The sequence below is a fragment of the Comamonas piscis genome (assembly GCF_014109725.1).
GTDB classification, from domain to species: domain Bacteria; phylum Pseudomonadota; class Gammaproteobacteria; order Burkholderiales; family Burkholderiaceae_C; genus Comamonas; species Comamonas piscis.
The window spans coordinates 2,977,541-3,003,224 of record NZ_CP058554.1; the positions used below are offsets into that span (position 1 = coordinate 2,977,541).

General features: G+C 59.1%; 29 protein-coding genes. 11 read left to right on the top strand and 18 right to left on the bottom strand.

From position 1 onward, the window contains the following. Positions 1-33: 33 nt before the first annotated feature. From HS961_RS13415 to HS961_RS13430, 4 genes are read right to left on the bottom strand one after another with little or no spacing between them, the layout of a single operon-like run. Positions 34-234, bottom strand: coding sequence for a hypothetical protein (locus HS961_RS13415; RefSeq protein ID WP_182322729.1), 201 nt, complete (start codon positions 232-234; stop codon positions 34-36). Beyond that, positions 231-509 carry an ASCH domain-containing protein gene (locus HS961_RS13420; RefSeq protein ID WP_182322731.1) on the bottom strand — a complete coding sequence of 93 codons (279 nt, stop codon included), beginning with the start codon at positions 507-509 and terminating at the stop codon, positions 231-233. The genes HS961_RS13415 and HS961_RS13420 overlap by 4 nt, the downstream gene beginning before the upstream one ends. Continuing rightward, positions 506-1,021: a hypothetical protein gene (locus HS961_RS13425; RefSeq protein ID WP_182322733.1), complete on the bottom strand. Its 516-nt coding sequence runs from the start codon at positions 1,019-1,021 to the stop codon at positions 506-508. The genes HS961_RS13420 and HS961_RS13425 overlap by 4 nt, the downstream gene beginning before the upstream one ends. Before the next feature lie 57 nt (positions 1,022-1,078). Further along, the gene (locus HS961_RS13430; RefSeq protein ID WP_182322734.1) at positions 1,079-1,936 is read right to left on the bottom strand and encodes a DNA adenine methylase; all 858 of its coding nucleotides are present in this window, start codon (positions 1,934-1,936) and stop codon (positions 1,079-1,081) included. Between the two features lie 85 nt (positions 1,937-2,021). Here HS961_RS13430 and HS961_RS13435 point away from each other — a divergent pair, with 85 nt between their 5' ends. Next, on the top strand, positions 2,022-2,276 hold the full coding sequence (locus HS961_RS13435) for a hypothetical protein (RefSeq protein ID WP_182322735.1): 255 nt from the start codon (positions 2,022-2,024) through the stop codon (positions 2,274-2,276). Positions 2,277-2,381: 105 nt separating this feature from the next. On the opposite strand, the gene HS961_RS13440 is transcribed toward HS961_RS13435, so the two are convergent. The 3 genes from HS961_RS13440 to HS961_RS13450 all read right to left on the bottom strand — a co-directional run bounded on the left by HS961_RS13440 (position 2,382) and on the right by HS961_RS13450 (position 4,694). Further along, positions 2,382-3,287: a recombination-associated protein RdgC gene (locus HS961_RS13440; protein WP_182322736.1), complete on the bottom strand. Its 906-nt coding sequence runs from the start codon at positions 3,285-3,287 to the stop codon at positions 2,382-2,384. Between the two features lie 62 nt (positions 3,288-3,349). Further along, positions 3,350-4,438 (bottom strand): hypothetical protein, encoded by a 1,089-nt coding sequence (locus HS961_RS13445; protein WP_182322737.1) that lies wholly within the window; start codon positions 4,436-4,438, stop codon positions 3,350-3,352. A gap of 7 nt (positions 4,439-4,445) precedes the next feature. After that, complete coding sequence (locus HS961_RS13450) at positions 4,446-4,694, bottom strand: hypothetical protein (protein ID WP_182322738.1); 249 nt, start codon at positions 4,692-4,694, stop codon at positions 4,446-4,448. Here HS961_RS13450 and HS961_RS13455 point away from each other — a divergent pair. Further along, positions 4,693-5,607 carry a PLxRFG domain-containing protein gene (locus HS961_RS13455; protein ID WP_182322739.1) on the top strand — a complete coding sequence of 305 codons (915 nt, stop codon included), beginning with the start codon at positions 4,693-4,695 and terminating at the stop codon, positions 5,605-5,607. The genes HS961_RS13450 and HS961_RS13455 overlap by 2 nt on opposite strands. A 604-nt stretch (positions 5,608-6,211) precedes the next feature. On the opposite strand, the gene HS961_RS13460 is transcribed toward HS961_RS13455, so the two are convergent. The 3 genes from HS961_RS13460 to HS961_RS13470 form a co-directional block, all read right to left on the bottom strand. Continuing rightward, a complete protein-coding gene (locus HS961_RS13460; RefSeq protein ID WP_182322741.1) occupies positions 6,212-7,516 on the bottom strand; it encodes an IPTL-CTERM sorting domain-containing protein in 1,305 nt (434 codons plus the stop codon). 422 nt (positions 7,517-7,938) lie between these two features. After that, positions 7,939-8,958, bottom strand: coding sequence for a helix-hairpin-helix domain-containing protein (locus HS961_RS13465; protein WP_182322742.1), 1,020 nt, complete (start codon positions 8,956-8,958; stop codon positions 7,939-7,941). A gap of 85 nt (positions 8,959-9,043) precedes the next feature. Then, positions 9,044-9,871, bottom strand: coding sequence for a helix-turn-helix domain-containing protein (locus HS961_RS13470; RefSeq protein ID WP_182322743.1), 828 nt, complete (start codon positions 9,869-9,871; stop codon positions 9,044-9,046). A gap of 77 nt (positions 9,872-9,948) precedes the next feature. Between HS961_RS13470 and HS961_RS13475 the strand changes: the two genes are divergently transcribed. Next, positions 9,949-10,605, top strand: coding sequence for an SOS response-associated peptidase (locus HS961_RS13475; RefSeq protein ID WP_182322744.1), 657 nt, complete (start codon positions 9,949-9,951; stop codon positions 10,603-10,605). Positions 10,606-10,691: 86 nt separating this feature from the next. Continuing rightward, positions 10,692-10,988: a hypothetical protein gene (locus HS961_RS13480; protein WP_182322745.1), complete on the top strand. Its 297-nt coding sequence runs from the start codon at positions 10,692-10,694 to the stop codon at positions 10,986-10,988. A 35-nt stretch (positions 10,989-11,023) separates the two neighbouring features. Here HS961_RS13480 and HS961_RS13485 read toward each other — a convergent pair whose 3' ends face one another. Beyond that, positions 11,024-11,245 (bottom strand): hypothetical protein, encoded by a 222-nt coding sequence (locus tag HS961_RS13485; RefSeq protein WP_182322746.1) that lies wholly within the window; start codon positions 11,243-11,245, stop codon positions 11,024-11,026. A 426-nt stretch (positions 11,246-11,671) separates the two neighbouring features. Between HS961_RS13485 and HS961_RS13490 the strand changes: the two genes are divergently transcribed. Beyond that, positions 11,672-11,977, top strand: coding sequence for a hypothetical protein (locus HS961_RS13490; protein WP_182322747.1), 306 nt, complete (start codon positions 11,672-11,674; stop codon positions 11,975-11,977). A 22-nt stretch (positions 11,978-11,999) separates the two neighbouring features. On the opposite strand, the gene HS961_RS13495 is transcribed toward HS961_RS13490, so the two are convergent. Continuing rightward, complete coding sequence (locus HS961_RS13495) at positions 12,000-13,064, bottom strand: tyrosine-type recombinase/integrase (RefSeq protein ID WP_182322748.1); 1,065 nt, start codon at positions 13,062-13,064, stop codon at positions 12,000-12,002. Positions 13,065-13,141: 77 nt separating this feature from the next. On the opposite strand from HS961_RS13495, the gene dusA reads away from it, so the two are divergent. From dusA to HS961_RS13510, 3 genes are all read left to right on the top strand, one after another. Next, the gene (gene dusA, locus HS961_RS13500) at positions 13,142-14,200 is read left to right on the top strand and encodes a tRNA dihydrouridine(20/20a) synthase DusA (protein WP_182322749.1); all 1,059 of its coding nucleotides are present in this window, start codon (positions 13,142-13,144) and stop codon (positions 14,198-14,200) included. A gap of 298 nt (positions 14,201-14,498) precedes the next feature. Beyond that, positions 14,499-16,091 carry a TM2 domain-containing protein gene (locus HS961_RS13505; RefSeq protein ID WP_182322751.1) on the top strand — a complete coding sequence of 531 codons (1,593 nt, stop codon included), beginning with the start codon at positions 14,499-14,501 and terminating at the stop codon, positions 16,089-16,091. Next, complete coding sequence (locus HS961_RS13510) at positions 16,088-16,525, top strand: hypothetical protein (RefSeq protein WP_182322753.1); 438 nt, start codon at positions 16,088-16,090, stop codon at positions 16,523-16,525. The genes HS961_RS13505 and HS961_RS13510 overlap by 4 nt, the downstream gene beginning before the upstream one ends. Before the next feature lie 12 nt (positions 16,526-16,537). Here HS961_RS13510 and HS961_RS13515 read toward each other — a convergent pair whose 3' ends face one another. The 4 genes from HS961_RS13515 to HS961_RS13530 form a co-directional block, all read right to left on the bottom strand. Further along, positions 16,538-17,458 (bottom strand): thiamine phosphate synthase, encoded by a 921-nt coding sequence (locus HS961_RS13515; RefSeq protein ID WP_182322755.1) that lies wholly within the window; start codon positions 17,456-17,458, stop codon positions 16,538-16,540. A 12-nt stretch (positions 17,459-17,470) separates the two neighbouring features. After that, on the bottom strand, positions 17,471-18,280 hold the full coding sequence (locus HS961_RS13520; RefSeq protein WP_182322757.1) for a thiazole synthase: 810 nt from the start codon (positions 18,278-18,280) through the stop codon (positions 17,471-17,473). A 72-nt stretch (positions 18,281-18,352) separates the two neighbouring features. Continuing rightward, positions 18,353-18,556, bottom strand: coding sequence for a sulfur carrier protein ThiS (gene thiS / locus HS961_RS13525; RefSeq protein WP_182322759.1), 204 nt, complete (start codon positions 18,554-18,556; stop codon positions 18,353-18,355). 31 nt (positions 18,557-18,587) lie between these two features. After that, positions 18,588-19,700, bottom strand: a complete 1,113-nt coding sequence (locus HS961_RS13530) for an FAD-dependent oxidoreductase (RefSeq protein WP_182322761.1) — start codon at positions 19,698-19,700, stop codon at positions 18,588-18,590. Between the two features lie 289 nt (positions 19,701-19,989). Here HS961_RS13530 and thiD point away from each other — a divergent pair, with 289 nt between their 5' ends. After that, positions 19,990-20,844 carry a bifunctional hydroxymethylpyrimidine kinase/phosphomethylpyrimidine kinase gene (gene thiD, locus HS961_RS13535; RefSeq protein ID WP_182322763.1) on the top strand — a complete coding sequence of 285 codons (855 nt, stop codon included), beginning with the start codon at positions 19,990-19,992 and terminating at the stop codon, positions 20,842-20,844. Positions 20,845-21,652: 808 nt separating this feature from the next. Here the strand turns inward: thiD and HS961_RS13540 are convergent. Next, positions 21,653-22,294: a gamma-glutamylcyclotransferase gene (locus HS961_RS13540; protein WP_182322765.1), complete on the bottom strand. Its 642-nt coding sequence runs from the start codon at positions 22,292-22,294 to the stop codon at positions 21,653-21,655. Between the two features lie 433 nt (positions 22,295-22,727). Here HS961_RS13540 and HS961_RS13545 point away from each other — a divergent pair, with 433 nt between their 5' ends. Further along, on the top strand, positions 22,728-23,735 hold the full coding sequence (locus tag HS961_RS13545; RefSeq protein WP_182322767.1) for a D-2-hydroxyacid dehydrogenase family protein: 1,008 nt from the start codon (positions 22,728-22,730) through the stop codon (positions 23,733-23,735). Between the two features lie 111 nt (positions 23,736-23,846). On the opposite strand, the gene HS961_RS13550 is transcribed toward HS961_RS13545, so the two are convergent. Next, positions 23,847-24,839 carry a Bug family tripartite tricarboxylate transporter substrate binding protein gene (locus tag HS961_RS13550; protein WP_182322769.1) on the bottom strand — a complete coding sequence of 331 codons (993 nt, stop codon included), beginning with the start codon at positions 24,837-24,839 and terminating at the stop codon, positions 23,847-23,849. A 219-nt stretch (positions 24,840-25,058) separates the two neighbouring features. Between HS961_RS13550 and HS961_RS13555 the strand changes: the two genes are divergently transcribed. Further along, complete coding sequence (locus HS961_RS13555; protein ID WP_238347599.1) at positions 25,059-25,676, top strand: retropepsin-like aspartic protease family protein; 618 nt, start codon at positions 25,059-25,061, stop codon at positions 25,674-25,676. Positions 25,677-25,684: the final 8 nt, after the last annotated feature.

Consider the following 25,684-nt stretch of genomic DNA (forward strand, 5'->3'; position numbering starts at 1 on the left):
AATGGCGGGGCTGGTATGTGGTTTGGTACAGGTTCAGGTCTTGAAGTAAGCCAAGCCTGCAGCTGTTGGTTTGTTGTCAGCGCCTTGCAGCATCCCAGCGCGATGGAGCGCCTGCACCGTGCTGCTGGCACCGTTACTGATGCTGTTGCGGGTGAGTCCGACCAGAAGGGGCCGGCCGCTGACGACGTTGTGCAGCATGGTGCGCTGTGCTTTTGAGAGCTTGGGCTTCATCATCGTGGCCTCACATCGATGGCATAAACCTGCACAGGCTCCGGGCCAAAGTGCGGGTGGCTGATGGTTTTAATGGTGAATCCTCGCCATGGTAGCACCAGGCGCCGGGCGTGGTCGTCGCGGGCAGGGTAGCCCAAGGTCAGGATGATCTGGTCATAGTTGCGTCCCTCCAGTCGCTTGGCCCAGTGGGGCGTGCACAGTCGAAACTCCGCGGGCTTGGTGCCGTCGCGGATTGCCTCGAAGTATTCACGTTTGAGCGGAAGGTGCAGGGACTTCAAGCTGCACCGCCTTGCTGGGCTGCAGCCATGGCGGCATCGATGGCTTCATCTGCACGCTCGCCACCCATGTCGGCCAGCAGTGCAACGCATCTCCACGAATGCGGGTGCCTGGAACCATCTGCCAGCATTCCCTGCTCACGGATCCAGTCGTAGCGCGCTGCTTTCTTGACCGTCTCCGCATTCAGCGCATCGGCGGGCTGGGCCTTGGGTGTCGATTCATCCGGCACCAAGCAGTGCAGCATGAGCTGGTCCGCATAGGCGTGAGCAAAATCGGCAGGAGGTAGATCGGGGGCTGAGGCTAGGCCGGTGCACAGCTGTGATCGCAGTGCTGGGATACGCTCGTCGCGCAGCTTCTGGAAGCGCAGGTACACATCGACCGGCATCGCCTTGCCCATGTATTCGAGGTGCAGCCGGTTTTTGCTGCTTTCCAGCTGCACCAGCTGCTCGATCAAATCCCACGTTGCTGGGCATGCTGCAGTCTTGAATTGAGCGGAAGGGGTGGTTTCAGACATTGGGGCTCCAGAAATGGAAATGCCCGCTCAGCGCGGGCTTGGATTGGCTAGCTCGAGCTAGATCTCGAACGCTTGCTGGATGGCAGGTGGCGCCGCCAGGCGTTGCTGGCACGATGGATTGAGCCAAAGCACTTCCGTTTTGATGGTGGTGCCGCGACCTGCAGAAATGCGGGCGCCTGTCGTGCTCATCTGCCACTCAGCTAGTTCGTTCTCGTAGAGCGAACTTGGGTAGCCGCTCAGCACCACCATCCCCTGTAGGCCTTTGAGTGTGGCCAGCAGCTCTAAATGCTGCTCGTCGTTCATCTCATGGCGATAGCACCCTTGCGTTACGTTTCTGAGCGATCTAGTTGCATACACGTACGGCGGGTCAACGAAGTGCAGCGTCTCCGGGGTGTCATGCTGCCGCATTACCTCGATCGCCGGCCGGTTTTCAATGAGTACGCCTTGAAAGCGCTCAATGACCGCGCCGAGCTGCTCCGGGTATCGTGTCCAAAGGTGCTGGGCCGTGCCATATGGGCGGGCTGTATCGATGCGGAAACCGGTTACCCCTTTGGTTGCGCCTGCAGAGCCGAACCCCATGCATGCGCGCACGGCAGTGCGTCTTGCGCGCTCCACGGGTTCGGGGCAGTCCTCGTATGCGAGGTCGAATTCAGCGCGAGCGTAGGGTGTGAGCCGCAGCAGCTGGATCAGTTGATCGGATTGGGAGCGATCGCGCATGACTCGGAAGAAATTTGCAATGTCCTCGTCAAGGTCGTTGTAGACCTCGGCATATGCCCGAGGTTTTTGCAGGAGTACGCCAGCTGCCCCGCCAAATGGTTCGACGTAGCTGCGGTGTTCAGGAAAGTGCTTGAGCACCCAAGGGGCCAGTCTGAACTTTGCGCCATGGTAGCGAAGTGCAGGGCTTGTAATCGCCATTTTTCAGGCTCCAAAAGAAAGCCCACCGTGATTGCTCAGGGCGGGCTGTGAATAGGACCCCACTGGGGGCGGTAGACTACTGGGCATGACCCTGTATGACCCAATGATTGGCGCTCTTAGAGAGCACTGGAAAGCCAACGCGAACGCTTACCCTCAGTGCTTTGAGCTGACCAAAGTGGCGCTAGATGACCTAAACGCCGACCGAGCTCTGCTCAAAAAGTCCATCGGGCTCAAACCGCTTGCAGGCGGCGACTTCATGATGTTCCATGGCGCCAAGATCGTCATCGGCGACAGCAATGCGATGGTCTCCAAGGATGGGACTCGGGTTCCGCTGGGCTAGTAGTTCAGTGCCCGCAGGGTAGGCCTTCGCCTGGTTGGGGTTCACGTTCTACGGGCGCGCCGCAGCTGCCGCAGCGCTTAGGTGGCTGGGTTTGGAGGGGCTGCGTCATTGCTGGGCTCCTAGCTCGGTGCGGCCTTCACTGCCCAGCGCGTCGATCAGATCGGGAATCAGCTTTGACAGTTCGCCGGTGGCGATGGCCACATCAGCATCGAAGCCGTTCTCGTCGGGCTTGTCTTCCAGCACCACGCCCAGCAGCTCTACCTTTTTGAGCTGCAGGCCTTCGGTCAGCACAAAGCTCACCCGGTCATCCCAGGTCAAGGCCAGCTTGGTGGGTAGCTTGCCCTGGTCGATGTGCTCGCGGACCTCGTCAATGCCCAGTGGATGGCGGCCGTAGCGCACGACCGCTTTGGCTTCGTCTGTCCCCTTGAGCTCGCACTCCTGGTCGATGCTGAAGCCTGCCGGTGCATCGTAGCTGTGCAGCCAGCCGGCCATCGCACCCTGGGGGCTGTTCTGGGTGTCGATCAGCGCCACCGCAAAGCCGGGTGAAGCCTCCACCAGCATGGTCACCACCGTGTCGGCACGGCCCTGCGCGCTGACATCGATCACCAGCAGGCGCGCTGCTGGGTCGATCCATACCCACAGGCCGGCTTGCTTGGTGAAAGCCATGGGCAGCAGATCCAGCTTGCTCTCGTCCTTCAGTTCCTGGCGTTCCTTCCGGCCGGGCTTGCGGCCCTCGGTTTGCTCGATGTGGGCCACCTTCTCATCGATCTTGCGGTTGAGCACGCTGGCGGGCAGCATCTTGCTCTCGCTCATCAGCCGCAGGATCCAGTGGCCGCCCACGGATTCCACCATGGCGCCGTGCTCTTCGCCGCGTGGCGGTACCCAGCCGGTGGACTGCTCTTGCGTGGCGCCACACACCTCAAATTGCTGCTTGGTCAGCGCCTGGTCGAGTTGCGCCTGGTCGGGCTGCCAGGATTCGGAAATGCGGTAAATGATCAGATTTTTAAACATGGGTGTTCCAGAAATGCAGCAGGCCCGCACGTTGGCGGGCCTGGGAAAGGGGAGGGAGGTTGTTAGGGTGCCAATGGCAGTTCAAGGCTCAGGCCGGCCAGGTGCTGGACCATGGCCTCGCGGATGGCTGGCAGATCGCAGGAGCGATACAGGCGCTTTGACTTGTCGGTGGCAACAGGTGGAAAACCCAGCTGCTCCATGCCGGCGGCGTCGATGCTCAGCGGCGCGATCAAGGTCTTGATCTGGCCCAGGGACACGCGCGCATCTGGATCCACCTCGGCGGCCGGTGCGGCGCCGGCGGCGGCACGCGCGGCAGGTTGCGGCATGGCGGCGGGTGCTGGCCGCGCAGCAGCGGCGGCGGCGGGCGCCGGAGCTGGTGCCGCTGCAGGCGCCGCTGCGGGTGCTGCCACTGGTGCCGCTTGCGGCGCGGGCGCCAGGGCCTCACGCTGGCGGGCCAGCTCAGCGGCCTGCTCGTCCAGCTTTCGCTGCTGCGCGGCCAGCTCGGCTGCCACGCGCTCGTTTTCCACACGCTGGGCCTCTGCCGCATCTGCAGTGCGGCGGTCGGCGGCCATCTGCTCCAGTCGGCTGATGGTCGCGGCCTTCTCGCCGGCGGCGCGCTCGGCGAACTCCTCGAACACCGCTGCGCTCACGTCGATGTTGCGCACGTAGGCAATGCCCGCCTCGATGCGCTCCACCGCCAGGCCGCGCGCCTTGTCCGAGTAGCCTGCAATCGTGGCGATGGCATCGGTGTGCTTCTGCACGCGCTCGGCCTCGGCCGCTTCCTTGGCTGCTTTTTCGTCGGCCAGCTTCTTCTCATGGGCCTTGATCTGCTTGTCGATCGCAACCTCTGCGGGCTCCACGATGGCGATCAGGCGAGTTGCCTCCGTCTCGATCAGCGCCTTGCAGTCGTTCAGGTGTCCCTTGGTGTCGTCGCGCAGGCGCTGGATGGCGAAGCGCCCGGATTCGCGCAGCTCCAGACGCGCATCGCGCGCTGCCTTGGCCCCCTTGGTGGTGGTCATGTCGTAGGCCACGTTGTGGTACTTCGCGGCCAGGGCCGTCATGCCCGCCTCCAAAGGCGTGAACAGCGCCAGGGCGGCGTCGTTGATGCTGGGGGTGCCCTGAGCGGTGGTGGTGGTCAATTCGTTGCTCATGGCGTCCTCAAGCTGCAAATGGGTCTGCGATCACGGCGTTGCCCATGGCCTGGGCGACGGCGGCCTGGGCGTGCGGGTAGGCTGCGGCCATGTCCGTGTGGTGGGAGTGGGTCTGGTCGAACTCGGTCAGCGCCTGGCGGAAATATTCCTGCGCGGCTTCGAGGCGTTGCTGGATCAGTGCTTCCTTGTCAAGGTCGCGTTTGATGGTCCAGCTGGTGACGCGGTGGTGCTCGGCGATGTGGTCCACGATGTGCATGGGCAGGGGCTCATACCTGGAGCTGATGTACCGCATGTGGAACACCGGCGAAGCGGGATCCCGTGAGCGCGCAGACGGTCGCAAGGCCGTGATGATCGCGCTGGGCACGCTGATGCTGTTCGGCGGTGGAGGTGGCCTTCCCTTCCTGGAGGATGCCGAGGATGTGGCGACCGGCTTTGGCCAGATGCTGGGTTTCAACTGGAACGCCAAGAAGGCGCGCCAGGACTTCCTGGAGCGCACCTTTGGCCGCGAGCTGGCCCAGTTCATGGACAAGGGCTTGTCCGGCGTGCCGGGCGTGCCCATCGACGTGTCCGGCCGGCTTGGCATGGGAAACCTGATCCCAGGCACCGGCCTGCTGCAGGAGAAGACCAGCTACACCCGCGATTACATGGAAATGCTTGGGCCAGCAGGCGACTTCGTCAGCCGTGTAGCCGAGGGTGGCAAGCAGGTGCTGGGCGGGGCCGTGACGGGGGACGCCTCCAAGGTGATGCGCGGCGCCATGCAGATGGCTCCCAAGGCAGTCGCTAATGTCCAAAAAGGGGTTGAAATGGGGTTCTCGGGTCAGTACAAGGACACGCGCGGCGGCAAGGTGTCCGATGTCACGACTACCGAGGCAATCATGAAGGCCATCGGTTTCCAGCCCAGCTCGGTGGCCGACATCCAGGAGGGGAACTATCTGCGTCAGCAGGCGAAGAACTTCTACAACATGAAGTCCCAGGAGATCCGGGCGCTTTGGGCCAAGGGTATCGCCGAGAAGGACCAGGACATCATCGCTCGCGCCCGCGCGGCGCTCAAGGACTGGAACACCAAGAACCCCGATCAGCCGATGGTGGCCAACCTGCCGGCCATCATCAAGAAGGCCAAGGAGCTGCAGCGCGATAAGGCTGACCGAATCGCTGCCACCGCCCCCTAGGCGATGCGCACCCAGATGAAGCGGGAGATTCTGGAAGCCAAGGGGGCGCTATTGCAGTAGGCCGCTGATTGGATGTCGTGCCAAGCCTGCCATCGTTGCCTCCTTTTAGGAGTGATCTATGGAGGCTTTGATGATCGATGTTTGTCCTTTGTGCCGACACCAGGCTAGGTTTTGGACGCGTGGACGGTTCGCCTTGTGTTCTATCCAGTGTGCCGGCTGTGGCGACTATCAAGCATCGCATGATGCGCTGAGAGCTTTGGCTCGGTTGCCCCAGTATCGCATTGACCACTGCCGTCAGTTCGTCAGGGAGGCGAAAGCGAAACAGGGTCTGATGCCACGTTTTGTGATGCAGCCAGGACTGACTCGGACCTTGGTGAAGGTTTAGATTCCCAAGTCCTCTTCAACCCATGCCTTGATAACGAGTTATCGGTTTTCTTTTGCATGTCCGGTGTACGGGCAAGAAGGCGAAATAGCCGCGCTGTGCGACCAGGTGAACATTGAGCGCCGGCTGAGCGGCGACGACAGCGACCAAGCCTGCAGCCACAAATAGAAAGAGCCTCTCCGGCGCCATGACGGCACTGGGGAGGCTCACAACGTTACCAGCTTAGATCTTGCGGCGACGAGTAGCGAAGAATCCAGCCACTCCTAAAAGGGATGTAAGAGTGAACAAGGACCACTCGCCTACAGTTGGCACTGGAGTAGGTGTTGCAGGAATAGGTGCTTCTGCACATGCCAAATCAGCAGTGGCGGGAATGTTGACCTGGCCCAGAGAGGTGCTGAATTGGCCACCGCTCGCTTCCGTTCCCGGCGTGATCGTGTTTGTAACCGAAGCGGAAGTACAGGTCGCTTCAGCCCAGCGAACAATAGCAGTAATTGAGCAGCCAGCAGCTGGAAGATTGCCTCCTGTCAAGGTCAGACTGTTGGACGAGGTGGCCAAACTGCCGCCGCAAGTGTTAGCGGTCACGCTAACCAGTGACAGAGGTGCGGGCAACTGATCTTGAACATATAGATCGCTTACTGACGCAGGGGGCTGAAGCGTGTTTGCAATGCTGATGGTGAGTGTGCTAGTTTTATTTGGATTGACGGTTGATGGGCTAAATTCTTTACTCACTTGCCCGGCAAGTCCGCATGCACCACCGCTCTTTACAGAGTTAAGAAAAGATATACCAACTTTACCTTGATTAATCGGGTAGCTATTTGCATCAAATCCGGAAGTATCAGATACACCAAAAAGGCAAGCGCCAGCACCGTTAAACGACTGAGCAATTGGAAAGAAAACTCCATATGCGCGGTTGTCGGTGCTGACTGGCACAGGAATCGCTTGGTTAGGGTCGTAGTAAAGAGTATTGTCCGCTGGTACTTGTGTCCAGTACTGGAATGCGTTGCCTTCGAAAAAAGGAAGATTTGTAAAAGAACCTTGATATGCGGAGCTAGTATTCAGCGGGGTATTTACACGTCCAGCAAGCGGCGAAAGGCCCATAGTCAATCCCGAGGCCGAATTGAGCAAATTCAGGGCAGGAGCGAGGTTTGCGGAAGGTTGGCAGCATGAGTCAGTAAAAAGAAGAAATGCGTTGGCACTTCGTCCTTGGACAGCATTTTGTATAGCAGTCCAGTTTCCCGCATCTACTGCGTTATACACCGTTGCTACTATTACCAAGTCGTAGGGTTGTGCTTGTGAATCCAGAAAGGTGGCAGGGATCACTGAACCTGATTGCCCGAGAATATCCTCACGAGTAACTGTAGCGCCTGCATTACTGAACTCATTTTGCATATTATTCAGAATGTTGATTCCGTCGACAGCCGTTTCCGTCGTAGAAAGCATCAAAACTTTCTGTGCATATGCAGGGATCATAGGTAATGCTATTAGAGAAAATAATAGCAGACTCAAAAATCGCAGCTTTGATTTCATTTTTAACCTATTTGGTTGGTAAGGCGGTACGTCATGAGGGAAAACGAAGCGGTCAATTGGAAGAAATGAGCAACGCCACGTTGTTCAACAATCATACTTCTCTATGAGGCATGCAGCATCAATCGATTGTTGCAAATTGACATCGTAGGGGACTAATAATGCCCGCAGCAATAAATATTTAACGTTTCTTGAAGATTCCACCGATGTTCCTGCAAGCACCATGTAGAGTGAACGTACTTTTCACAATTTCGGAATTGGATAGTCACAAACTGTCAATGAAATGTTTCGAGATGTCAATAGCTGAAACTGGTGATGGGGTTAACCCTTGATGCTCATCATGCAAAGGGCGACGGTGGAAATAAAAGAGCCTTCTCAGCGCCTAGTGACGCTGGGATGGCCCATGTGAATTTGTTAAGTGCAGGTCACCGCTCTTCACTGTTATTCAGCTTGCCTTTGAGCTTACCCGGAAGGGATGTTTCAGCATGGTCGGCAAAGAACAAGCTCTCAATCTCTTGAAGCTTCACAGCGCCCAAGCCTTTAATTTTCAGAAGGTCGTTGGGCGATGCTGCTATAAGCTGTTCCTCGGTAGTGATCCCGCCGCGTGCCAAGATTTGCACCGTTCCAGGAAAGAGGGCTCCATTGAGAGATGTTCCTTTGATAGTTTGTCTGGACGTGGTGCGACGTGTTGGTGTAAAAGACTTGCCAGGAAAGAGGGCGGCCTCAATTTTCCTGAGCCGAAGTATCCCGATACCCCGCATTTCAATCAGGGCTTGCGGATAGGCTCTACGCACCCCTTCGACAGTATGTATCCCGTTTCGTTCGAGTGCGGATTTCACTTGGGCCGTTAGAAGGTCACCAAGCGGTATTTCATGTGGGTCTATCACGCGAAGCATCGTAGATGCTGCCGAGTTCTGCATCATAGGGTTTTGAACTGGCTGAGAAACAAGACCCTCCCTGGCGCTGGATAGGCACAGGGGAGACGCTTTTCCATTTGTGGAATCGGCGGGTTGCGTGGTTGAAGTTCTACCGGAGAAAAAGGCTCTCTCTATTTCCCTTAGCTTGTGCACGCCAAGTCCCCTAATTTCCGTCAGCTCATTCGGATCTATCGCGATCAGCTGCTCAGCGGTGTAGATCCCGGCCCGAGAGAGGACCAAGACTGTCCCGGGCGACAGAGGGCCATTGAGCGATGAACCTTCGACGTGACGTACGGGAGAGTAGACCCGCTTCGGCGTGAACGAGTTGCCGGGAAACAGTGCTTTTTCTATCTCTCCAAAGCGGAACATCCCCATACCCCACATCTTGAGCAGCGTATGGGGATATGCCTGGCGTACTCCTTCGACTGTATGAATCCCATTCCGTTCAAGAACGGCCTTCACACGGAGCGGAAGGAGGTCTCCAAGAGGTGTTTCGGCTTGTGGATCATCTTGCATACTGATCATCATAGTCAACGCTGCTCGTTATGGCGACGCATCCGTCATGTGTTGCAAAAACCCCTCTAAGCAACTGAATAAACTTAGCTACTTGTGATTAGCTTTCCACTCTCGAATTCTTTGAGGCTTCAATATTAATGCGGGATTCAATGCGAAATCGTTTAGGTGTTTTGTACCAGTATATTTTAAACTCTTTTGAGAAATTCCCTGAATCGCTATAGCCAACTTCATTAGCAATTTCCGATATTTTCAGCGTGCTTTGCTCGAGTAATAGCGCCGCGCATTGCATTCTCTCTATGCGCATAGAAGCAAATGCCGACTTTTCTTCCCCGACTTCAAAGGCTTTGTTTAATGTAATAATCGATATATTTAGACTCGCGGCAATATCAGAAATTGTTAGTCCAGAAATATTAATATGCCGACGAATGAAGTTTGTGGCATCCTGTTTTACTTTGAAATTTATTTGAGATTTGTCTGATTGCGGTGCAGCTGCATCAGTTCCGACTTGCAGGGATTTTTGCGTGGAGGGGATGATTTTGCTTACCTGCTCAAGTATGCTCTCGGGATCAGTTTGGCTGGCCTTCTTTACTTTGACTTTGTCGTTTGGGGTAGGTGAATTAATAATCGGGATGTTTTGAGTTGAAGGGTTGGTTTTGAGTAGTGGAAAAATGCTACTGCGTATGCCATTAGAATCGCAGGCAACCAGAATAATCAAATCTGGTTTTGATGTGATAGCTCTGGCATAACCTTGATTGCTACTGTGAGCAAGGCCTACTGAATGTAATTTATTGCGAAGGTCGGCTGCCAAGATGCGTGCATCTTCTGGACTTTGACTCACAATCAAAATGTGAAATTTCGGGGCATCTTTATAGATCATGGAATTCGCTAGTCCCGCAGCTTCTCCGATTTGCTCGCGGATAAGCATATGAGGCTTCACATATGTGGGAAAGTGATGACATCAAAATTCTCCTGGAGCTTGTATCTTTGCACTAGGAGGCGTCAATGTGCAATCGATACCACAGTCCAGACGAAGGCTACATCCAGCAGTACTGGCGACTGAACCCCCGGCAGCTGGGCCTGGGTGCCCGTGACGTGTTCCCGCGCTCACCGGGCGGATTCATACGGCGCTCCGTGGATGATCTGGGGTACAGCAAAGAGTTGGCTGTGGGTCGATGGGGTTTGATCCCTTGGTTCAGCAAAACGCCCGATATCAAGTACAGCACCAACAATGCCCGCGCCGAGGAGGTGGCGGACAAGGCCAGCTTCAAAGACCCGTGGAAGAGAGGCCAGCGCTGCATCATCCCAGCGACGACCTTTGACGAGCCTAACTGGGAGAGCGGCAAAAACGTGTGGTGGAGGTTTGCGCGAATCGACGGTGACCCGTGGGGCCTGGCTGGGTTGTGGAACACCTGGCAGGATCCTGCGACTGGCGAGCTGATCGAGAGCTACACCATGCTCACGCGCAACGCAGACGAGCACCCGCTGATGAACCGCATGCACAAGCCAGACCCGAAGCTGGCACCCAACAAGCAGGACAAGCGCAGTGTGATCCCCATCGAACTGGCGGATGTTGACCAGTGGCTGGAAGGATCGATAAAGGACGCACAGACCTTGCTGAGGTTGGCCCCGGTGGAAGTGTTCGCCGCTGGGCCAGCCTAGAGGCTAAAGCGCTAACGTAGCAGTGGAAGGAAAATGGCTTCTATGAAATACTGGCCTTGTGTTCCAGTGAACGGGGGTCGGGCTAAATGAGCGACGCTGAAATCATAAAAAGTATCCTGCCATTGCGCGCCATCAATGCGTTGGCAATGCACGGAATCTGCTCGGTCGAACAGATCAAGGCGAACTATCCCCATGGCTTGCTTAGGGCCCGTGGATTCGGCATGCAATCGCTCCGCGCCGTCGAGAGCGCATTTTTTCCCGGCCAGAGCTACGATCCCAATTACAGGGTCCCATTGAGTTCGAGAGGTGCATCCCACATTAGTGAACAACTTGCTCAAGATCTTGAAGGTTTCAGCGTCACCAACTTTATGGATATGCAGTAGCGAGCGGCAAATTTGCGAGTATGTATCCGAGAGGCTTAAGCCTCCATGTCATCGAACACCCACATCTTCATGGTGTCATAAGCTGGCCCTGGCATGTCTAGCAGGTGAGGGTGATTGGCCTGCAGGTATTCGTAGAACAGATGCACCTGTTTACCCGTGTCGTAGTACGGGAACCAGCCATCGCTCAGGTCGCGCATGTTCTGGCGCCATGCCCGCCAGAGACCAATGACTACACCGCGGCGTTCAGAAAGGGACATCTGGTTCCAAGCTTTCATAGAAGGCCGCCGCCTCAGACGAGAGGGGCGAGCCATGCAAGATCATAGTGCCCAAGATCGGCATAGCCTCTGGCCGATCCAGTTTGATCCCATCCCAACGCTCATGTTCCTTGGTCTGTGACCACTCCTCATCATCCCTGATGTGCCAGCGCCAGTATCTTGATTGAAACATAGCCACCCCCAAAAGACTGTATATTTATACAGTAATTTGAGCGAACCATGGATGCAGTCAGGAATTTTGTAGGTGAAAGTTTGCCAGGGCTATACCTAGGCATGGCCACGCCTGGTACGGAGCTAGACGTTGAGGGCAAGCGCCGCGTTGGACGTGATGCATACGTCCTTCGATTGCGTTTCAATGGGGTCTACCTGCCAGCTGACTTGGTTGGGCGGAGAGCTAAGTCCAATGGAATGCTGCTCAGCACCCCGATGGCCGATGGCAGCTTCCAGACCTGCCTGGTGGATCGCAACGACCCTCTGCGGCTCATCATTCACGGGCTGGAGGGTGCCGAGGTATGGCGTCAGCGCCAGTCTGGCACGGTCCTGCTACGAGGCTTCGAGCTGGATGAGGGAGAGTTACGACTCTGGCCGCAAACTTGGCTTTGCGGCACCAATCTTCGGGAGATGCAAGAGATCCTGGGCGAGATGTCGCACTGGCTCTCAGCTAGGTACAACGAGGGAAAACAGGCTGCGTACCCTCATGTTCGACAAGCCTAAACTCTACTCATTGCTGCGAGCGCTATCCAGCCAGAAGCTTGGTCTTCCATTCCCAGCCTTCGTATTTGTCCCCGACCTTCTTGAATTGCGTGTAGCGCTGCAAGCTCTGCCAAGAACGATGCCCAGAGACTTGCGCAACATGGGGGATGTTCCAGCCCATCTCAAACAATCGGCTGATCCCGTCATGACGAAGGTCATGGAAATGCAGATCATCAATACCAAGTAGCTTGCATGTCCGAGTAAAGCTCGCGCTGACGGACTCGGCGTTGTACGGCCAGATGCGCCCCTTGGCTACCTTGCGGTTTTGAATCAACTTTAGTGCTTCAGGTGGAAGGAGAGTGGTGACATCGTTGCCTATCTTTTCACCCGGGTTTTTCATGTCGCGAACGACTACCTCAGAGTTTTCTGCGTCCACATCTTGCCCCAGGATGCGACACGTTTCTTCCTGCCGGCGCGTGGAGAATATGCTGAACAGTATGATGTAGGTCATCGGGATAGAATCCTCCCGCTTCCGCTCATAGACAGAGTAGTAGGTCATGAGCTTGTTCAGCTCCTCTAGAGTTGGACGGCGTGTGCGCTGCTTTGATCGGGCAATCAACCCAAGCTTTTCAGCCACGACGCGTGCGTCATCACAAGCCTGCTTGTCGAGGGGATAGCCCCACGCAGGCCGGGCGACCGTAAAGATCGCCGACAGGTGGGACAGGTAGTTGCCTCGGGTTTGGGGCAGGCTCGTGAGGCCTTCTAAATATCTGATGACCGTAGCACTGTTGATTTGGGAGCAATGCGTGTCACCCAGCCACGAATTGGCCATGGTGCGCAAAACCTGGTCCTTGGTCTTCCCGTGCGGTTTGAGCTTGTCCTCCAGGTATCTCTGGATGACGACAGAAAGGATTGGATCTTCAGGCTGATCTAGGGCGCCAGGTTCTGCAAGCTCTGTCTCGCGCTTCTTGATCCAGGCTTTGGCAGCAGCTTCACGGTCAAAGGTCTGGGTTTCAGCGTGTACAACCTTGCCACCCTTTTTGACCCGGACTTGTGCGGTGTAACCCACGCTTCCGTCTTTGCGCTCACGGCGAATAATGGTTCCCATAGTCTCGGTGCAACATTGAAAAATTGTTGCACCGAATGTAGCACCGAAGTGCTAAAAATGGCATGAAATTAGATCAAATGGCATTGAATCAGACAGTTGAAAAATCGTTGGTTTCCATAGAGAAAACGCCTCTTCATTGGCCAGGGCGCATGTCGGTCGCGCCGATGATGGACTGGACTGATCGACATTGCCGCTTTTTCCACCGTCTGCTGACGCGCCAGACTTTGCTGTACACCGAGATGGTGACGACCGGCGCGTTGATCCATGGCGATGTGGCGCGGCATTTGCGCTTTCATGCCGAGGAGCACCCGGTCGCGTTGCAGCTGGGCGGTAGTGAGCCGGCGGACCTGGCCCAGTGTGCCAAGCTGGCGCAGGACTGGGGCTATGACGAGGTGAACCTGAACTGCGGCTGCCCCAGCGAGCGGGTGCAGCGCGGTGCCTTTGGCGCCTGCTTGATGAATGAGAAAGAGTTGGTGGCCGAGGGTGTCAAGGCGATGCGCGATGTGGTGGACATTCCCGTCACCGTCAAGCACCGCATCGGCATTGACAAGAGCGAGAGCTACGATTTTGTGCGCGACTTTATCGGCACCGTTGCCGATGCGGGTTGCGAGGTTTTTGTGGTGCATGCCCGCAATGCCTGGCTCAAGGGCCTGTCGCCCAAAGAGAATCGCGAGATTCCGCCCCTGCGCTATGATGTGGTGGCACAGCTGAAAAAAGACTTTCCGCACCTGACCATCGCCATCAACGGCGGCATTGCCGATGATGAGACGGTGCTGGCACAGCTGGCACATGTCGACGGCGTGATGGTGGGGCGTGAGGCCTACCATAACCCCTGGTGGCTGGCGACCTGGGATGCGCAGTTCTATGGTGCGGAGCCGAACACCTTCATCAGCCGTGAATCGGTGGAAGAGGAAATGGTGCGCTACATGGAGCGCGAGGCTGCCGCGCATGGTACGCACTGGTCCTCCATTGCACGCCATATGCTGGGCCTGCGCCATGGCATGCCTGGCGCGCGCCACTGGCGGCAAGTGTGGAGCGACCACCGCATGAAGCATCTGCCGCCCCATGAGGTGATGCAGGCTGCGCGCACCAAGCCCGAACGGCACTCGGGTGCGCCCGTTTTGGTAAATATTTGATACTGCGTTGTCTATGGCAGCTGGTCAGTATCGCTCGGCATCGCGCCCTGGCTTGGTCGGCCTACGTACCTGGGCTGCCCCCGGCGCACCTCGCCTAGACGCCCAGAAAACCCTCTCCCAGCCCCTGCGGCGCCCCTGATTCAGGAGGTGCCCAGCGACAGCCTGCGCGCGCCGACAACCCAGGTGTCAGCGATAGCGATTGCTATACTTCCCGCGATATAGGCCGCCCCAGCCAGTGCCAACAAGGTGCATGGCTGGGCCGGAAAGTGCAGAAACAACAAAGCACAAGGGATGAGGGATGGGGGAAAAGAATCCGCGATGGGCCTTGGGCCTGTTGGTAGCGCTGGGGTGGATGGGCGCGCACCGCTATTATTTGGGGCGTTACGCCAGTGCCGTTGCGCAGCTGGCGTTGACAGCGCTGTGTGCGGCCGCCTGGATGTGGGGCGGCGGCGCTGCGCGCTTTGCGCCTTATCTGCTCGGCCCCATCCTCTTCTGGCTGATTCGCGATGGCTTTTGGCTGTTCGACTACTTTCGCGAAGAAGAGAGCATGGATTCGCGCTTGTCGGCCTTTGCGCAGTCGCAGCTGGACGAGCAGGAATTGGTCCCCGCAGGCAAAGCGCAGGCGGATGCCGCACCGGTGCTGGCCACCGTTGCCCAAGCTCCATTCGCCGCCGCTCCACCGGATGATCCGCCGTCCAAGCCCGCGACCGATCCGCAGACCGACAAGAAGGCACTGGCCATTCAAATGGCGCAAAAGCACATTGGCGATGCGCTGGCACGCCGAGATGTGCGGACGGCCCACGCCGAGGCGGATACCCTCATCAAGTACCTGGTCCAGCGCAGCCGCAAACCCCAAAACGACCCGCACCTGGCGATGGCCTATCTGCTGCAGGGGATGACCTTCTACCAAACCGGGCCACTGGATGCAGCCCTCAAAAAGCTGCAAATGGGTGTTCACCTCGGGGCTGCCTTTGCCGAGCTGGCGCAGCCCGTGCAACAGGCCCAGCTCATTTTGCAGCGCCTGCGTTCGCCCCAAATGGCATCCGCAGCCGCTGCTACGCCCGTGCTGCAGCCGGGCCAGTATCCGCTGCTGATTCAATCGCAGGATTGGGCCCAAGCGCTGGCTTTGTGTGAGCAGACCATTGCCTTGCGCCGAGCGGGGCAGGACGGGGATGTGCCCGATCTGGCCCGGCACCATCTGCATGCGATGGAGATCGCCCAGCACCTGGGTGATAAGGACAGTCAACGCGTGCATGGCCAGGCCTTGCTGGCGCTGGCCGCGCCTGAGGGCGCAGCGGTGTCTGAACCCATGCGGCGCCAGGCCTTGGAACGCCTCGGTGATCTCTGCCAGTCTGAAGAAGATCACCAAGCTGCCACGGCGCACTATGCGCAAGCGCTGGCGCTGGTGAATGTGCGCAGCAGCGGCGGCAACGCGGCCGCGCAGGCCTTGGCGCTGTGCGCTCTGTTGCAGCGCATGGCCAGAAGCCATGCGGCCTTGGGTGAGACGGCGCTGGCGCTGCAATGCTGGCAGCGGCTGGCGCTGTACCTGGACAGCTTTGACCGCCTGGACCAGCAAGGCCAGCGCATGCCCGATCCCGAGGCGGTGTCGGGCATGCTGGCCGACTACGCTGCCTTTGCCATCCGCCACCAGCCCGCACGGGTCAAGCCGCTGGTGCAGCAGGCCTTGCGCATACAGCAGCGCAGTTGCCGAGGCTATTCGCTGGCGGCAGCGCGAGCCTATGAGGTGTTTGCAGATTTTTTGGCGGCGCATGGCCAGACCGATGCACGCAGCAGCTATCTAAAAAAGGCGCTGTTGCTGGTGCAGATTTGTGACCCGGACAACAGCGCACATTTGCAGCAGCTAAAAACCGCAATCAGGGAGGCCGCATGAGCGTGCAAGGGCTTTTTTATGCGCTGCCGCGCCATGGTTTGCGGGCTTTGCTGGTCGAACCTTCGGGAATAGATGACTACCTGCAGCGCCATGCTGAACAAGGCGGGCCGCTCGCCATGCTGGACCAGGGCAGCTGGTGGCAGCAAGACATGCAACGCCTGTCCGAGATCGAGGCCGGTGTGGCAGTGGACGGCACCTTGGCCCAGCATTGCTGGGCCTGGCCGGCTGATCTGGTGACGGACAGCGCGCAAGGCTTGTCGGCTATCACCGCCACCCAGCTGGTACAGCGCATGCATGCCTGGCAAAAGGCGCAGGATGGCATGCCGCCTGACATCGATGCGCTGCGCTACTGGGTGCGCCGGCAGGCCGCGCTGCGCAGTTTTTGGCAGGCAGCGGCTCAGCGGCGTGATGCCGTGCTGCTCTACGTGGTGTAGCGCAGGACGGGCTTAGCCCATCAGCGCCATCAAGTCGGCGGCAGCGGCCTCTGGATCGTCCGCGTTGACAATGGCGCGTACCACGGCGATCGATCCGACACCACTCTCGCGCACCAGCGGAAACTCCGCTGCCGAAATGCCCCCAATGGCGACCTGGGGGTAGCTGCGCGTCAACGCGGCATAGCGTTCCAGGCGGGCCAAGCCTTGCGGCACGGTGGCCATTTTCTTCAGGGTCGTCGGGAAGACCGCCCCCATGGCGATATAGCTGGGTTGCGCCTGGCTGGCACGTACCATTTCGGCATAACCATGGGTGCTGACGCCCAAGCGCACGCCGCTGGCGCGCAGTTCGGCCAGCTCGGCGGCGCTGAGGGCATCCAGATCTTCCTGGCCCAGGTGCACGCCATAGCTGCCGGCAGCAATGGCATGGCGCCAGTGGTCGTTGATAAACAGCAGGGCGCTGGTCTCTTCAACGGCGGCAACGGCAGCGGCTATCTCTGCGGTAATGGCTTGGGCATCGTCTGATTTAAAGCGCAGCTGCACGGTGGGCACGCCAGCGCGGGCCATGCGGCCTACCCATTCCGCCGTGGGCAGCACGGCATACAGACCCAGCTGCTGGGGGCAGGGCACGAAGGCCTGCGGGCCGCCGCTGGGCCGCAGCCCAAAATCTGCAGCTTCTACCGGCCAGGCCTGGGCATCGAATTGGCCTGTGCGTGCGGCCTGCGCGCTCCAGGCGCTGGCTATGCATGCTGCATCGATGGCGATAAAGCCCAGCGTGCTACAGGCGGCCAGGGCGCCGGCATAGACGGCATCCTGCTGGCGGTCTGAGGGCAGGTCGGGGGCGGTTTGCGGGGGGAAGTTGGCAAAGGCAGCCTGGTGGGCGGCGGTAATGGCCTGCGCGATTTGAGTGGCGGTGGATGGGGATGGGGTATTCATCGGCATGGCCTATCAGTTGCTTTGGTGCCAGAAAGGCGTGCCCAGCACGGGGGTACTGGGTTGGGCCATGTCCTGCGCCTGCATGGTGCCGGCGCGGTAGGCGGCGTGGCCGGCGGCGGTGGCATCGGCAAAGGCGCCGGCCATTGCAATCGGGTCTGGCGACAGCGCGACAGCCGTGTTCAGAAGTACCGCGTCAAAACCCCATTCCATGACCTGGCAGGCATGGCTGGGCAGGCCCAGACCGGCATCGCAGATCAGCGGAACATCCAGGCGCTCCCGCAAGGTTTGCATCGCATAGGGGTTGACGGGGCCACGGCCGGTGCCAATCGGTGCGGCCCAGGGCATGACGGCCTGGCAGCCCACATCGACCAGACGCTGGCAGAGCACCAGGTCTTCGGTGCAGTAGGGCAGCACCTGAAAACCATCCTTGATCAGGATGGAGGCGGCCTCGACCAGGTTCAAGGTGTCGGGCTGCAAGGTGTAATCGTCGCCAATCAATTCCAGCTTGATCCAGGGCGTCTCAAACACCTCGCGGGCCATCTGGGCGGTGGTGATGGCCTCTTGCAGGCGCATGCAGCCGGCGGTGTTAGGGAGCACCGGCACGTTCAGGCGCTTGAGCAATGCCCAGAAGTCGCTGCCGGTCTCTGCGGCATTGCTGCCTTGGCGGCGCAAGGAGGCGGTCACCATAGCGGGTTTGCTGCGGGCGACAGCGGCCTCCAGCACGGCAGGCGATGGATAGCGCGAGGTGCCCAGCAGCAAGCGGCTTTGGAAACGCTGGCCGTACAGCACCAGGGCGTCGTCGGAGTGGGGAGTGGCGTTCATGGCAAGGGCCTTGGGTAAATGCGGGCCGCAGGCCCTGCCGGCTGAGGCAGGGGCAGATGCAGCCAGGGCGGATCAGCCGCCGGTGATGGGCGAGATGACTTCGAGTTTGTCGCCCGTTTTTAGATGGCAACTTTCGTACTGGCCCTTGGGCACAAAAACGGTGTTGACGGCTACCGCAAACGGAGGGCGCGGCTGCAGCTGTGCCAAGGCCACGGCCACGGTAGCGCCTTCGGGCAGGGCGGTGGCCTGGTTGTTCAAAAGAATCTGTAACGTCATCGTTTAGGGCTCATCTTAGGGCGCTGGGCCATCAGGCAGTTTCCAGCAGGCGCACATCCATCGCAAAGCGGGCGGCCAATGGGGATTCGCCGGTTTGCAGCAGTTCCAGCGCGCAGTCCACCACGGCGGGCGAGATCATGAAACCGTGGCGGTACAGGCCGTTGATCTCCAACACCCGGGGCCGCAGCTGGCGGATGGCTGGCAGATTATCGGGCAAAGTGGGGCGGCACTGGGTGTTGATCTCCAGGATGCGCGCCTCGGCAAAGCCACTGTGCACGGTGTAAGCGGCGCTCAGCAGCTCCATCGCCGAGCGCACGCTGGCCGGCGACATGTCATCGGATTCGATCTCGGTGGCGCCGATGACAAAATGGTTGTCCTGCTTGGGCGCTATGTAGATGGGATAGCGCGGGTGCATCAAACGCGTGGGGCGGCGCAGTTGCACCTCGGGCGCATGCACGCGCAGCACCTCGCCGCGCACGCCGCGCAACTGGCTCCACTGCGGCTTGGCGCCCAAACCGCGTGTGTCAATCAGCAAATCGGGCTGATCGCTCTGGCCCGGCGCAAAGTCATCCAGCTCGCGGGGCTGCTGCCAGTGCAGGCGCACGCCTCGGGCCTGTAATGCGGGCACCAGCGCGGCCAGCAGCTGGCGGTTGTCCAGCTGGCCTTCGCCGGGCAGGTAGTAGGCGGTTTGAAAATGCCCAGCCAGTGCCGGTTCCATCTCTGCGATCTGGCCGCCGCCCAGGGTTTGCAAAGGGGGCAGCTCGGGGATGGCGGCCTGGGTGCGTTGCAAGATGCCATGAAAGCGCTGTGCCTCGGCGGCATCCTGGCGGTGCCACACCACCATGGTGCCTGCCTGCTGCAAAAATACGGGCGCGCCCAGCTTGGCAATCAGTTGCGGCCAGCGCTGCAAGCCATACTGGCCCATGCGCACCACACCATGCTCGGTCACCGCCGATTCGGCCAGTGGCGCAAGCATGGCCGCAGCCACACGCGCGGCCGCATGCTCGGCCTCCGGGCCGCCGCGGTCATACAGGTCAATGGCATAGCCCCGCTCCGACAGCTCCAGCGCCATCAGCCGGCCCAACAGACCACCGCCGAGGATGGCGATGCGGGCATTTGGGGAAAGAAAGGGGTGAGAGGACATGTTTTGTGCTTGGCATTAGACAAAACAGTGCATGCAGCTGCCGAAAACTCCCCACGCCAGCATGACCTGGATCGGGTTGCGGAGCGCAGCCATGGCGGTGCGCCCCAGGGTGTAATCTCAGTCGCGCTGCAGCCAAACTGCTGCAGGGACACCCCTGTTTCGTCTCAGGCTGCATTAAAGCACAGCACTGCGCCGGGGACCCGGTGCTGTGTCAAGCCGTGGTCACAATCGTGGATAATTTTGCCCAGGCCGGGCCAGTGTTGCCCGGCATTCTTTTTGGACTGCTGCCATGGCTTCTTTGAATCAACCCACCCCCGTCACTTTGCCCCGCTATGCGCGGGTGCTGTCGATCGCCGGCTCGGACAGCGGTGGGGGTGCAGGTATACAGGCCGATCTGAAGACCATGTCAGCCTTGGGCTGCTACGGCATGACCGCTATTACCGCCCTGACCGCGCAAAACACGCAGGGCGTGCGGTCCATCCATGGGGTGCCTCCCGTCTTCCTGCAGGAGCAGCTGGATGCCGTGCTGCAGGACATTGGCTGCGATGCCGTGAAGATTGGCATGCTGCATGCGCCCGAGATTGTGGCCGTGGTAGCTGCTGCGATTGACCGCTATTCCTTGCCCCATGTAGTGCTGGACCCGGTGATGGTGGCCACCAGTGGCGATCGCCTGATTGCCGAGGCGACGGTGGGTGAGCTGGTACGCGTGCTGTTTCCGCGTGCTGCGCTCATCACCCCGAATCTGGATGAGGCCGGATTGCTGCTGGGCCGTAGCCTTGTGCATGCCGACCAGCTGGAGCAGGCCGCGCAGGATTTGCTGGCCATGGGTGCCAAGGCCGTGCTGATCAAGGGCGGCCATTTGCCGGGCGACGAAGTGGTGGACCTGCTCGCTACCGCCGACGGTGAGCGCCTGCGCCTGTCTTCCACCCGCATCCACACCCATAACGGCCATGGCACGGGTTGCACCTTGTCATCGGCCATTGCCTGCCAGTTGGCGCTCGGGCATCCGCTGGCTACTGCCGTGAGCTTGGCGCGCCAGTACATCCTGGGTGCCATTGAATCGGGTGCGGATGTACATACTGGCCAGGGCCATGGTCCGTTGAACCATGGCTGGGATCCGCAAAAGCAGGTGGTGCTGCGCTAAGCGCTTGCTCCAGGTCGTCCTGTAAGCAGCGGTGAAGTTAGCAGTTCAGTCGTTTTTTCGTCGAAATTTACGTCTAAATGACTAAATTATTAAGTAATTAAAGCTAATTGACTTATTAATTGACGATATTACGACGAAATGTGTAGTTTACTCATCAGGACTCGGTGTTGCTGTAAAATTGAGTTACTTTCTATGTTTACGATTTAAGTCATTGATATATATCAATAAAATCCTGAAAATGTAGCCGAAATTAAGCTTTTAATACATTTATCACCGTTGTTTTTCATGGGTTAAATTTCTCTAAGTAAACAGATTGTAAACATTTAAAATTGTGAGGCCTGCTGTCAACCGCCTCAGTGGCCGTGGCGTTGAACACTCATCTTTAGGAGATTGTTCAAATGACCACCGCAAATGTTTTCAGCATCTGGCCAGAAGACGAACGTGACCGCAAGCGCTAAGCACTGGCGCCAGTAACCCATTTTTCTTGCTTGCCGGCACGCTGAAGCCGGCAACCCCCAAAGTAAACGGCTCCCTGATGGAGCCGTTACTTGCGAATGGGGCATGAACCTGCACAGCCAGGTCCCGCCCACGGACTATCCCGATGGGTAGTCCAAGTAATCCTCCGCATGCACCTCGCTTCCGCAGCCAGCGTCTGGCTCTAGGAATGCGGGGTGTTTGTTTTTCTGCGTTAGATTTTGTGCGAGCTCCTGCCCAGAATGCGAGGCGCAAACGGATAGTGCCTGGTTGCAGACGCTATGGAGGAATTTAGGCTATGGGGCTGGGCGTAATGACGGTGCTCAGGCGTTTGCTATGCAGCCATGTGAAGCACAGGGGCGACGCTCTGGCTCTGTGCGGCCCGCGACACCGACAGGCGCAGCAGGCGCTCCAGCGCGCGGTCTTCAATGCCACGGCTTTTCAGCGCGGTGTAGGTGGATTCGGCATAGTCAAGGGTCGTGCCATAAATGCCGCACGATTGCGCAAAGATGCGGCGGTAGTCTTCTTCGCTCAAGGTGCCCGTGCAGCGGGGGCTGGATTTGGACAGGGTAAAGGCCAGCGCTTTGACGGTGCCATCCTCAGTCTGGCAATCGATCCACTTGGGATCATAGGAATCAGTGGCCATCTCGCGCTGCCACAGGCGGGGCATCATCTCTGCCACATGCTGGCGGGCGACACGAAATGCCATGCCCCGGCAACTGCCGCCCGAGAACATGCCAAACACCAGGCCCGGGCATTCAGGCGTGCCACGGTTGATATGGCTCCACATCTTGAGCGCGCGGTGCCAGCCAAACACCCTCGCATGGCGGCATTCCTGAAATTCAAACTCAGGGCGCCAGATCAAGGACCCGTAGGCAAAAACCCAGAGGTCCTCCGTTCCTCCCCACTCCTGCATGGTTTGCGCGAACATTTGTTGCGGGCAACGGCTGCGGGATGGAGCGACCAAATTCGTCATAGTGGTATCGACCAATAAAACTAAGAGATAAGCAATTGTTATAGCGCTGAGCTTCTGCCAATGCTAGCGTTGCAGCGCTTCTGGCGCGTTTTTTGCGCTGAAAGCAACAGTCTGGCACTGTGGGAGGTAGCCTACATAACGCAACAGCGGGCCAGTGCGATGACAGGAAATGTGTGCTCGGTGGAGGCTTGTGTGCCGTGGCTGCCGTTGGCGACATGTCGCTTGGCCTGCTGATGGCTGGCGATGTGCTCCTGCGGCGCATTGCTTGACTAAGACGCAGGATTATTCAATGCTATGATGTTCATAGCTGATGCAGTGCTCGGCTGTGCTCGGAAATCGGTTTCCCCCGGTTTTTCGCTGCCAGCGGACCTAGCATACAGGCGGCATGCGTGGGGCAGGGCCGTCTGGTTGGCGTTCGATAAATGGTCTTCCTATGAATATTGTGATCTTGGACGATTATCAGGATGCGGTGCGCAAGCTACCGTGCGCATCGGTACTCGACGCCTATTCAGCCAAGGTCTACACCAACACGGTCAAAGGCCTCGGCCAGTTGTCGGTACGCCTCAAGGATGCGGACATCATCGTACTGATCCGCGAGCGCACCCACATCAGCCGTCTGCTGCTCGACAAGCTCCCCCGCCTCAAACTCATTGCCCAGACCGGGCGCATCGGTTCCCATGTAGATTTGACAGCCTGCACCGAGCGCGGCGTAGCGGTGGCCGAGGGCGTTGGGTCACCGGTAGCACCTGCGGAGCTGACCTGGGCGCTGATCATGGCCGCAGCTCGCCGCCTGCCGCAGTACATTGCCAACCTCAAGCATGGCGCCTGGCAGCAGTCGGGCTTCAAGGCCGCCAATATGCCGCCCAATTTTGGCCTGGGTACGGTGCTGCGCGGCCGCACGCTGGGAATCTGGGGCTACGGCCGCATTGGCCAACTGATAGCTGGCTATGGCAAGGCCTTTGGCATGGAGGTGCTGGTCTGGGGCAGCGACACTTCCCGCGCTAAAGCGTTGTCGGACGGCCACAAGGTCGCGTCCAGCAAGCAGTACTTTTTTGCCAACAGCGATGTACTGTCCTTGCATTTGCGCCTGAGTGAGCAGACCAAGGGCTGCGTCAGCTTTGAAGACCTGTCGCTGATGAAACCCTCTGCCACCTTTGTCAACACCTCCCGGGCCGAGCTGCTGCAGGCCGATGCGCTGATTGCGGCCCTGAACCGGGGTCGCCCGGGTATTGCCGCCATTGATGTGTTCGAGAGCGAACCCATCTTGCAAGGCCATGCCTTGCTGCGGCTGGAGAATTGCATTTGCACCCCCCATATCGGCTATGTTGAACAAGATAGCTATGAACGCTATTTTGGTGTGGCGTTCGAGAATGTGACAAATTTCATCAAGGGCAGACCGTCGAACATCGTCAACCCCGGAGCCCTGCAGGTCCGCCGCTAAAGCGTTGGCAGAAGGCAGGATTCAGCAGCGCCACTTTCTATCGCCCCCCCCGTGGGTCCAAGTACAAAAAAGGGCCCGTCACGGGCACTTGGTGTTGCCGCAGCGCGGCCGTCACTCCAGCTGCAGCTTCTTCTTCGCAATCAGGGCGTTGTACATCTTGCGATCGCTGTTGATGCGCTGCTGCAGCGCAGCGGGAGATGCATCGTCCAAGGTCCAGGCCTGGCGCAGCAGTTGCTCGCGGATATCGGAGGTGTTCAAGATTTTCAGCAGGGCATCGCTCAGCTTGCTTCGCACCGCTGCAGACATGCCTGCCGGCGCCATCAGCGCATTCCAGACCTCGATGTTGACATCCTGCGCGCCAATCTCACGCATCGATGGCGTCTGCGGCATCAGCTGCGTGCGCTGGGCCGAGGTAACAGCCAAGGCTGCCAGCTTGCCACTTTGCACCAAAGGCAGGACCGATGAGATGGGCAGCAGCGCGCAATCGAGCTGGCCGCCCAGCAGCGCGGACACAACGCCTGGCGCGCCGGTGAAGGGGATGTGTACGGCGTCAAAATGCAGCGCGTCCTTCAGCAACTCCATGCCCAGATGACCGCCGGAGCCCAGGCCGGTAGAGCCATAGCTGGCGGCATTGCCTTTTTGGCGCAAGCTGGCCAGTGCCTTGTCGGTTTGCGCGCCTGCGCTGGCCGGTACCACCCATGCCAGGGGCGATACCCCCACCAGGGCCAGCGGTGCAAAGTCCTTGACCGGGTCGTAGGGCAGCTTGGCATACAGCGCTTGCGACGAGGTCAGCGGGCCATTGCCCACAATGCCAAAGCTGTGGTCATCGGTGGCGCGGGCCACCAGATCAGCGCCAATATTGCCGCTGGCACCAGGGCGGTTGTCGACCACCACCGGCTGGCCCAGGATCTGCGCCAGCGGTTGGGCAATCATGCGCGCTTGCATGTCGGGCGACGAGCCCGCCGGGTAGCCGACGATAAAGCGCAGCGGTTTGCTGGGCCAGTGTGCTTCTGCAGCATGGGCGCTGCTCCAACTGGCGGGCAGAATGGCTGCAGCGGTAAAACCAGTCAGGGCATACAGCAGGTGGCGACGGTCGATGGTCATGGAAAAACAGGGCAGGGTGGTAATTGGCGGCCATCCTAACCCAGACCGCAGTCCCTAGGCGGCTGGCCCTGTCTGCCACGCTGCTGTCGGGGAGCGCTAATCCAGCGCCGCTTACCCTTGCGCACAAGGCTGCGGCGTGGCCTGGCGCATAGCCAGTATGATTTATGCTTCGTCACCGGCCAGCGCACAGTTTGCTTGCGTGGGCAAAATTTCTGATCCATGAGCCGATTACGCACCCGCAGTTCCGATCCCACCCGTTCTACGCCGCCTGTCACCGGCGTTCAGCCGCCTGCAGCGCGCGCTGGGCGCCTGGCGCCCATGCCCGCCAGCATGGGGCCCGAAGCCAGCCGGCGCACCACCTGGACGCTGGTCGCCATCTGGATCGGTGTGATGTTTGCCATCTACCTGGTGACCGAGGTCTACCGCAAGCCGGCCGAAGGCAAGGTCATGGCCCATGGCGTGTTGGAGATTCCGCGCGACCGCGACGGCCATTTCCGGGTAGGGGGATCCGTCAACGGTGTGCCGGTGCAATTCATGGTGGACACGGGCGCCAGTTTGATTAGCATCACTGATGCCGTGGCTGAGCGTGCCAATCTGGGCGAGGGCGTGCCCATCAGCTTTCAAACTGCCAATGGCGTGCGCCAGGGCAGCATGAGCCGGGCCGAGCGCATTGAGGTCGGGCCCTTGGCTGTCAATGATTTGCGGGTGGGCACCGGCTACACCGGAGAGAGTGCGCGCGATGCGTTGCTGGGCCAGAACTTTTTGCGCTATTTTGATGTGAGCATCTCGGGCAACAGCATGGTGCTCAAGGCCCGCGACGGCGAGGCCTCGCGCTAAATCCAGGG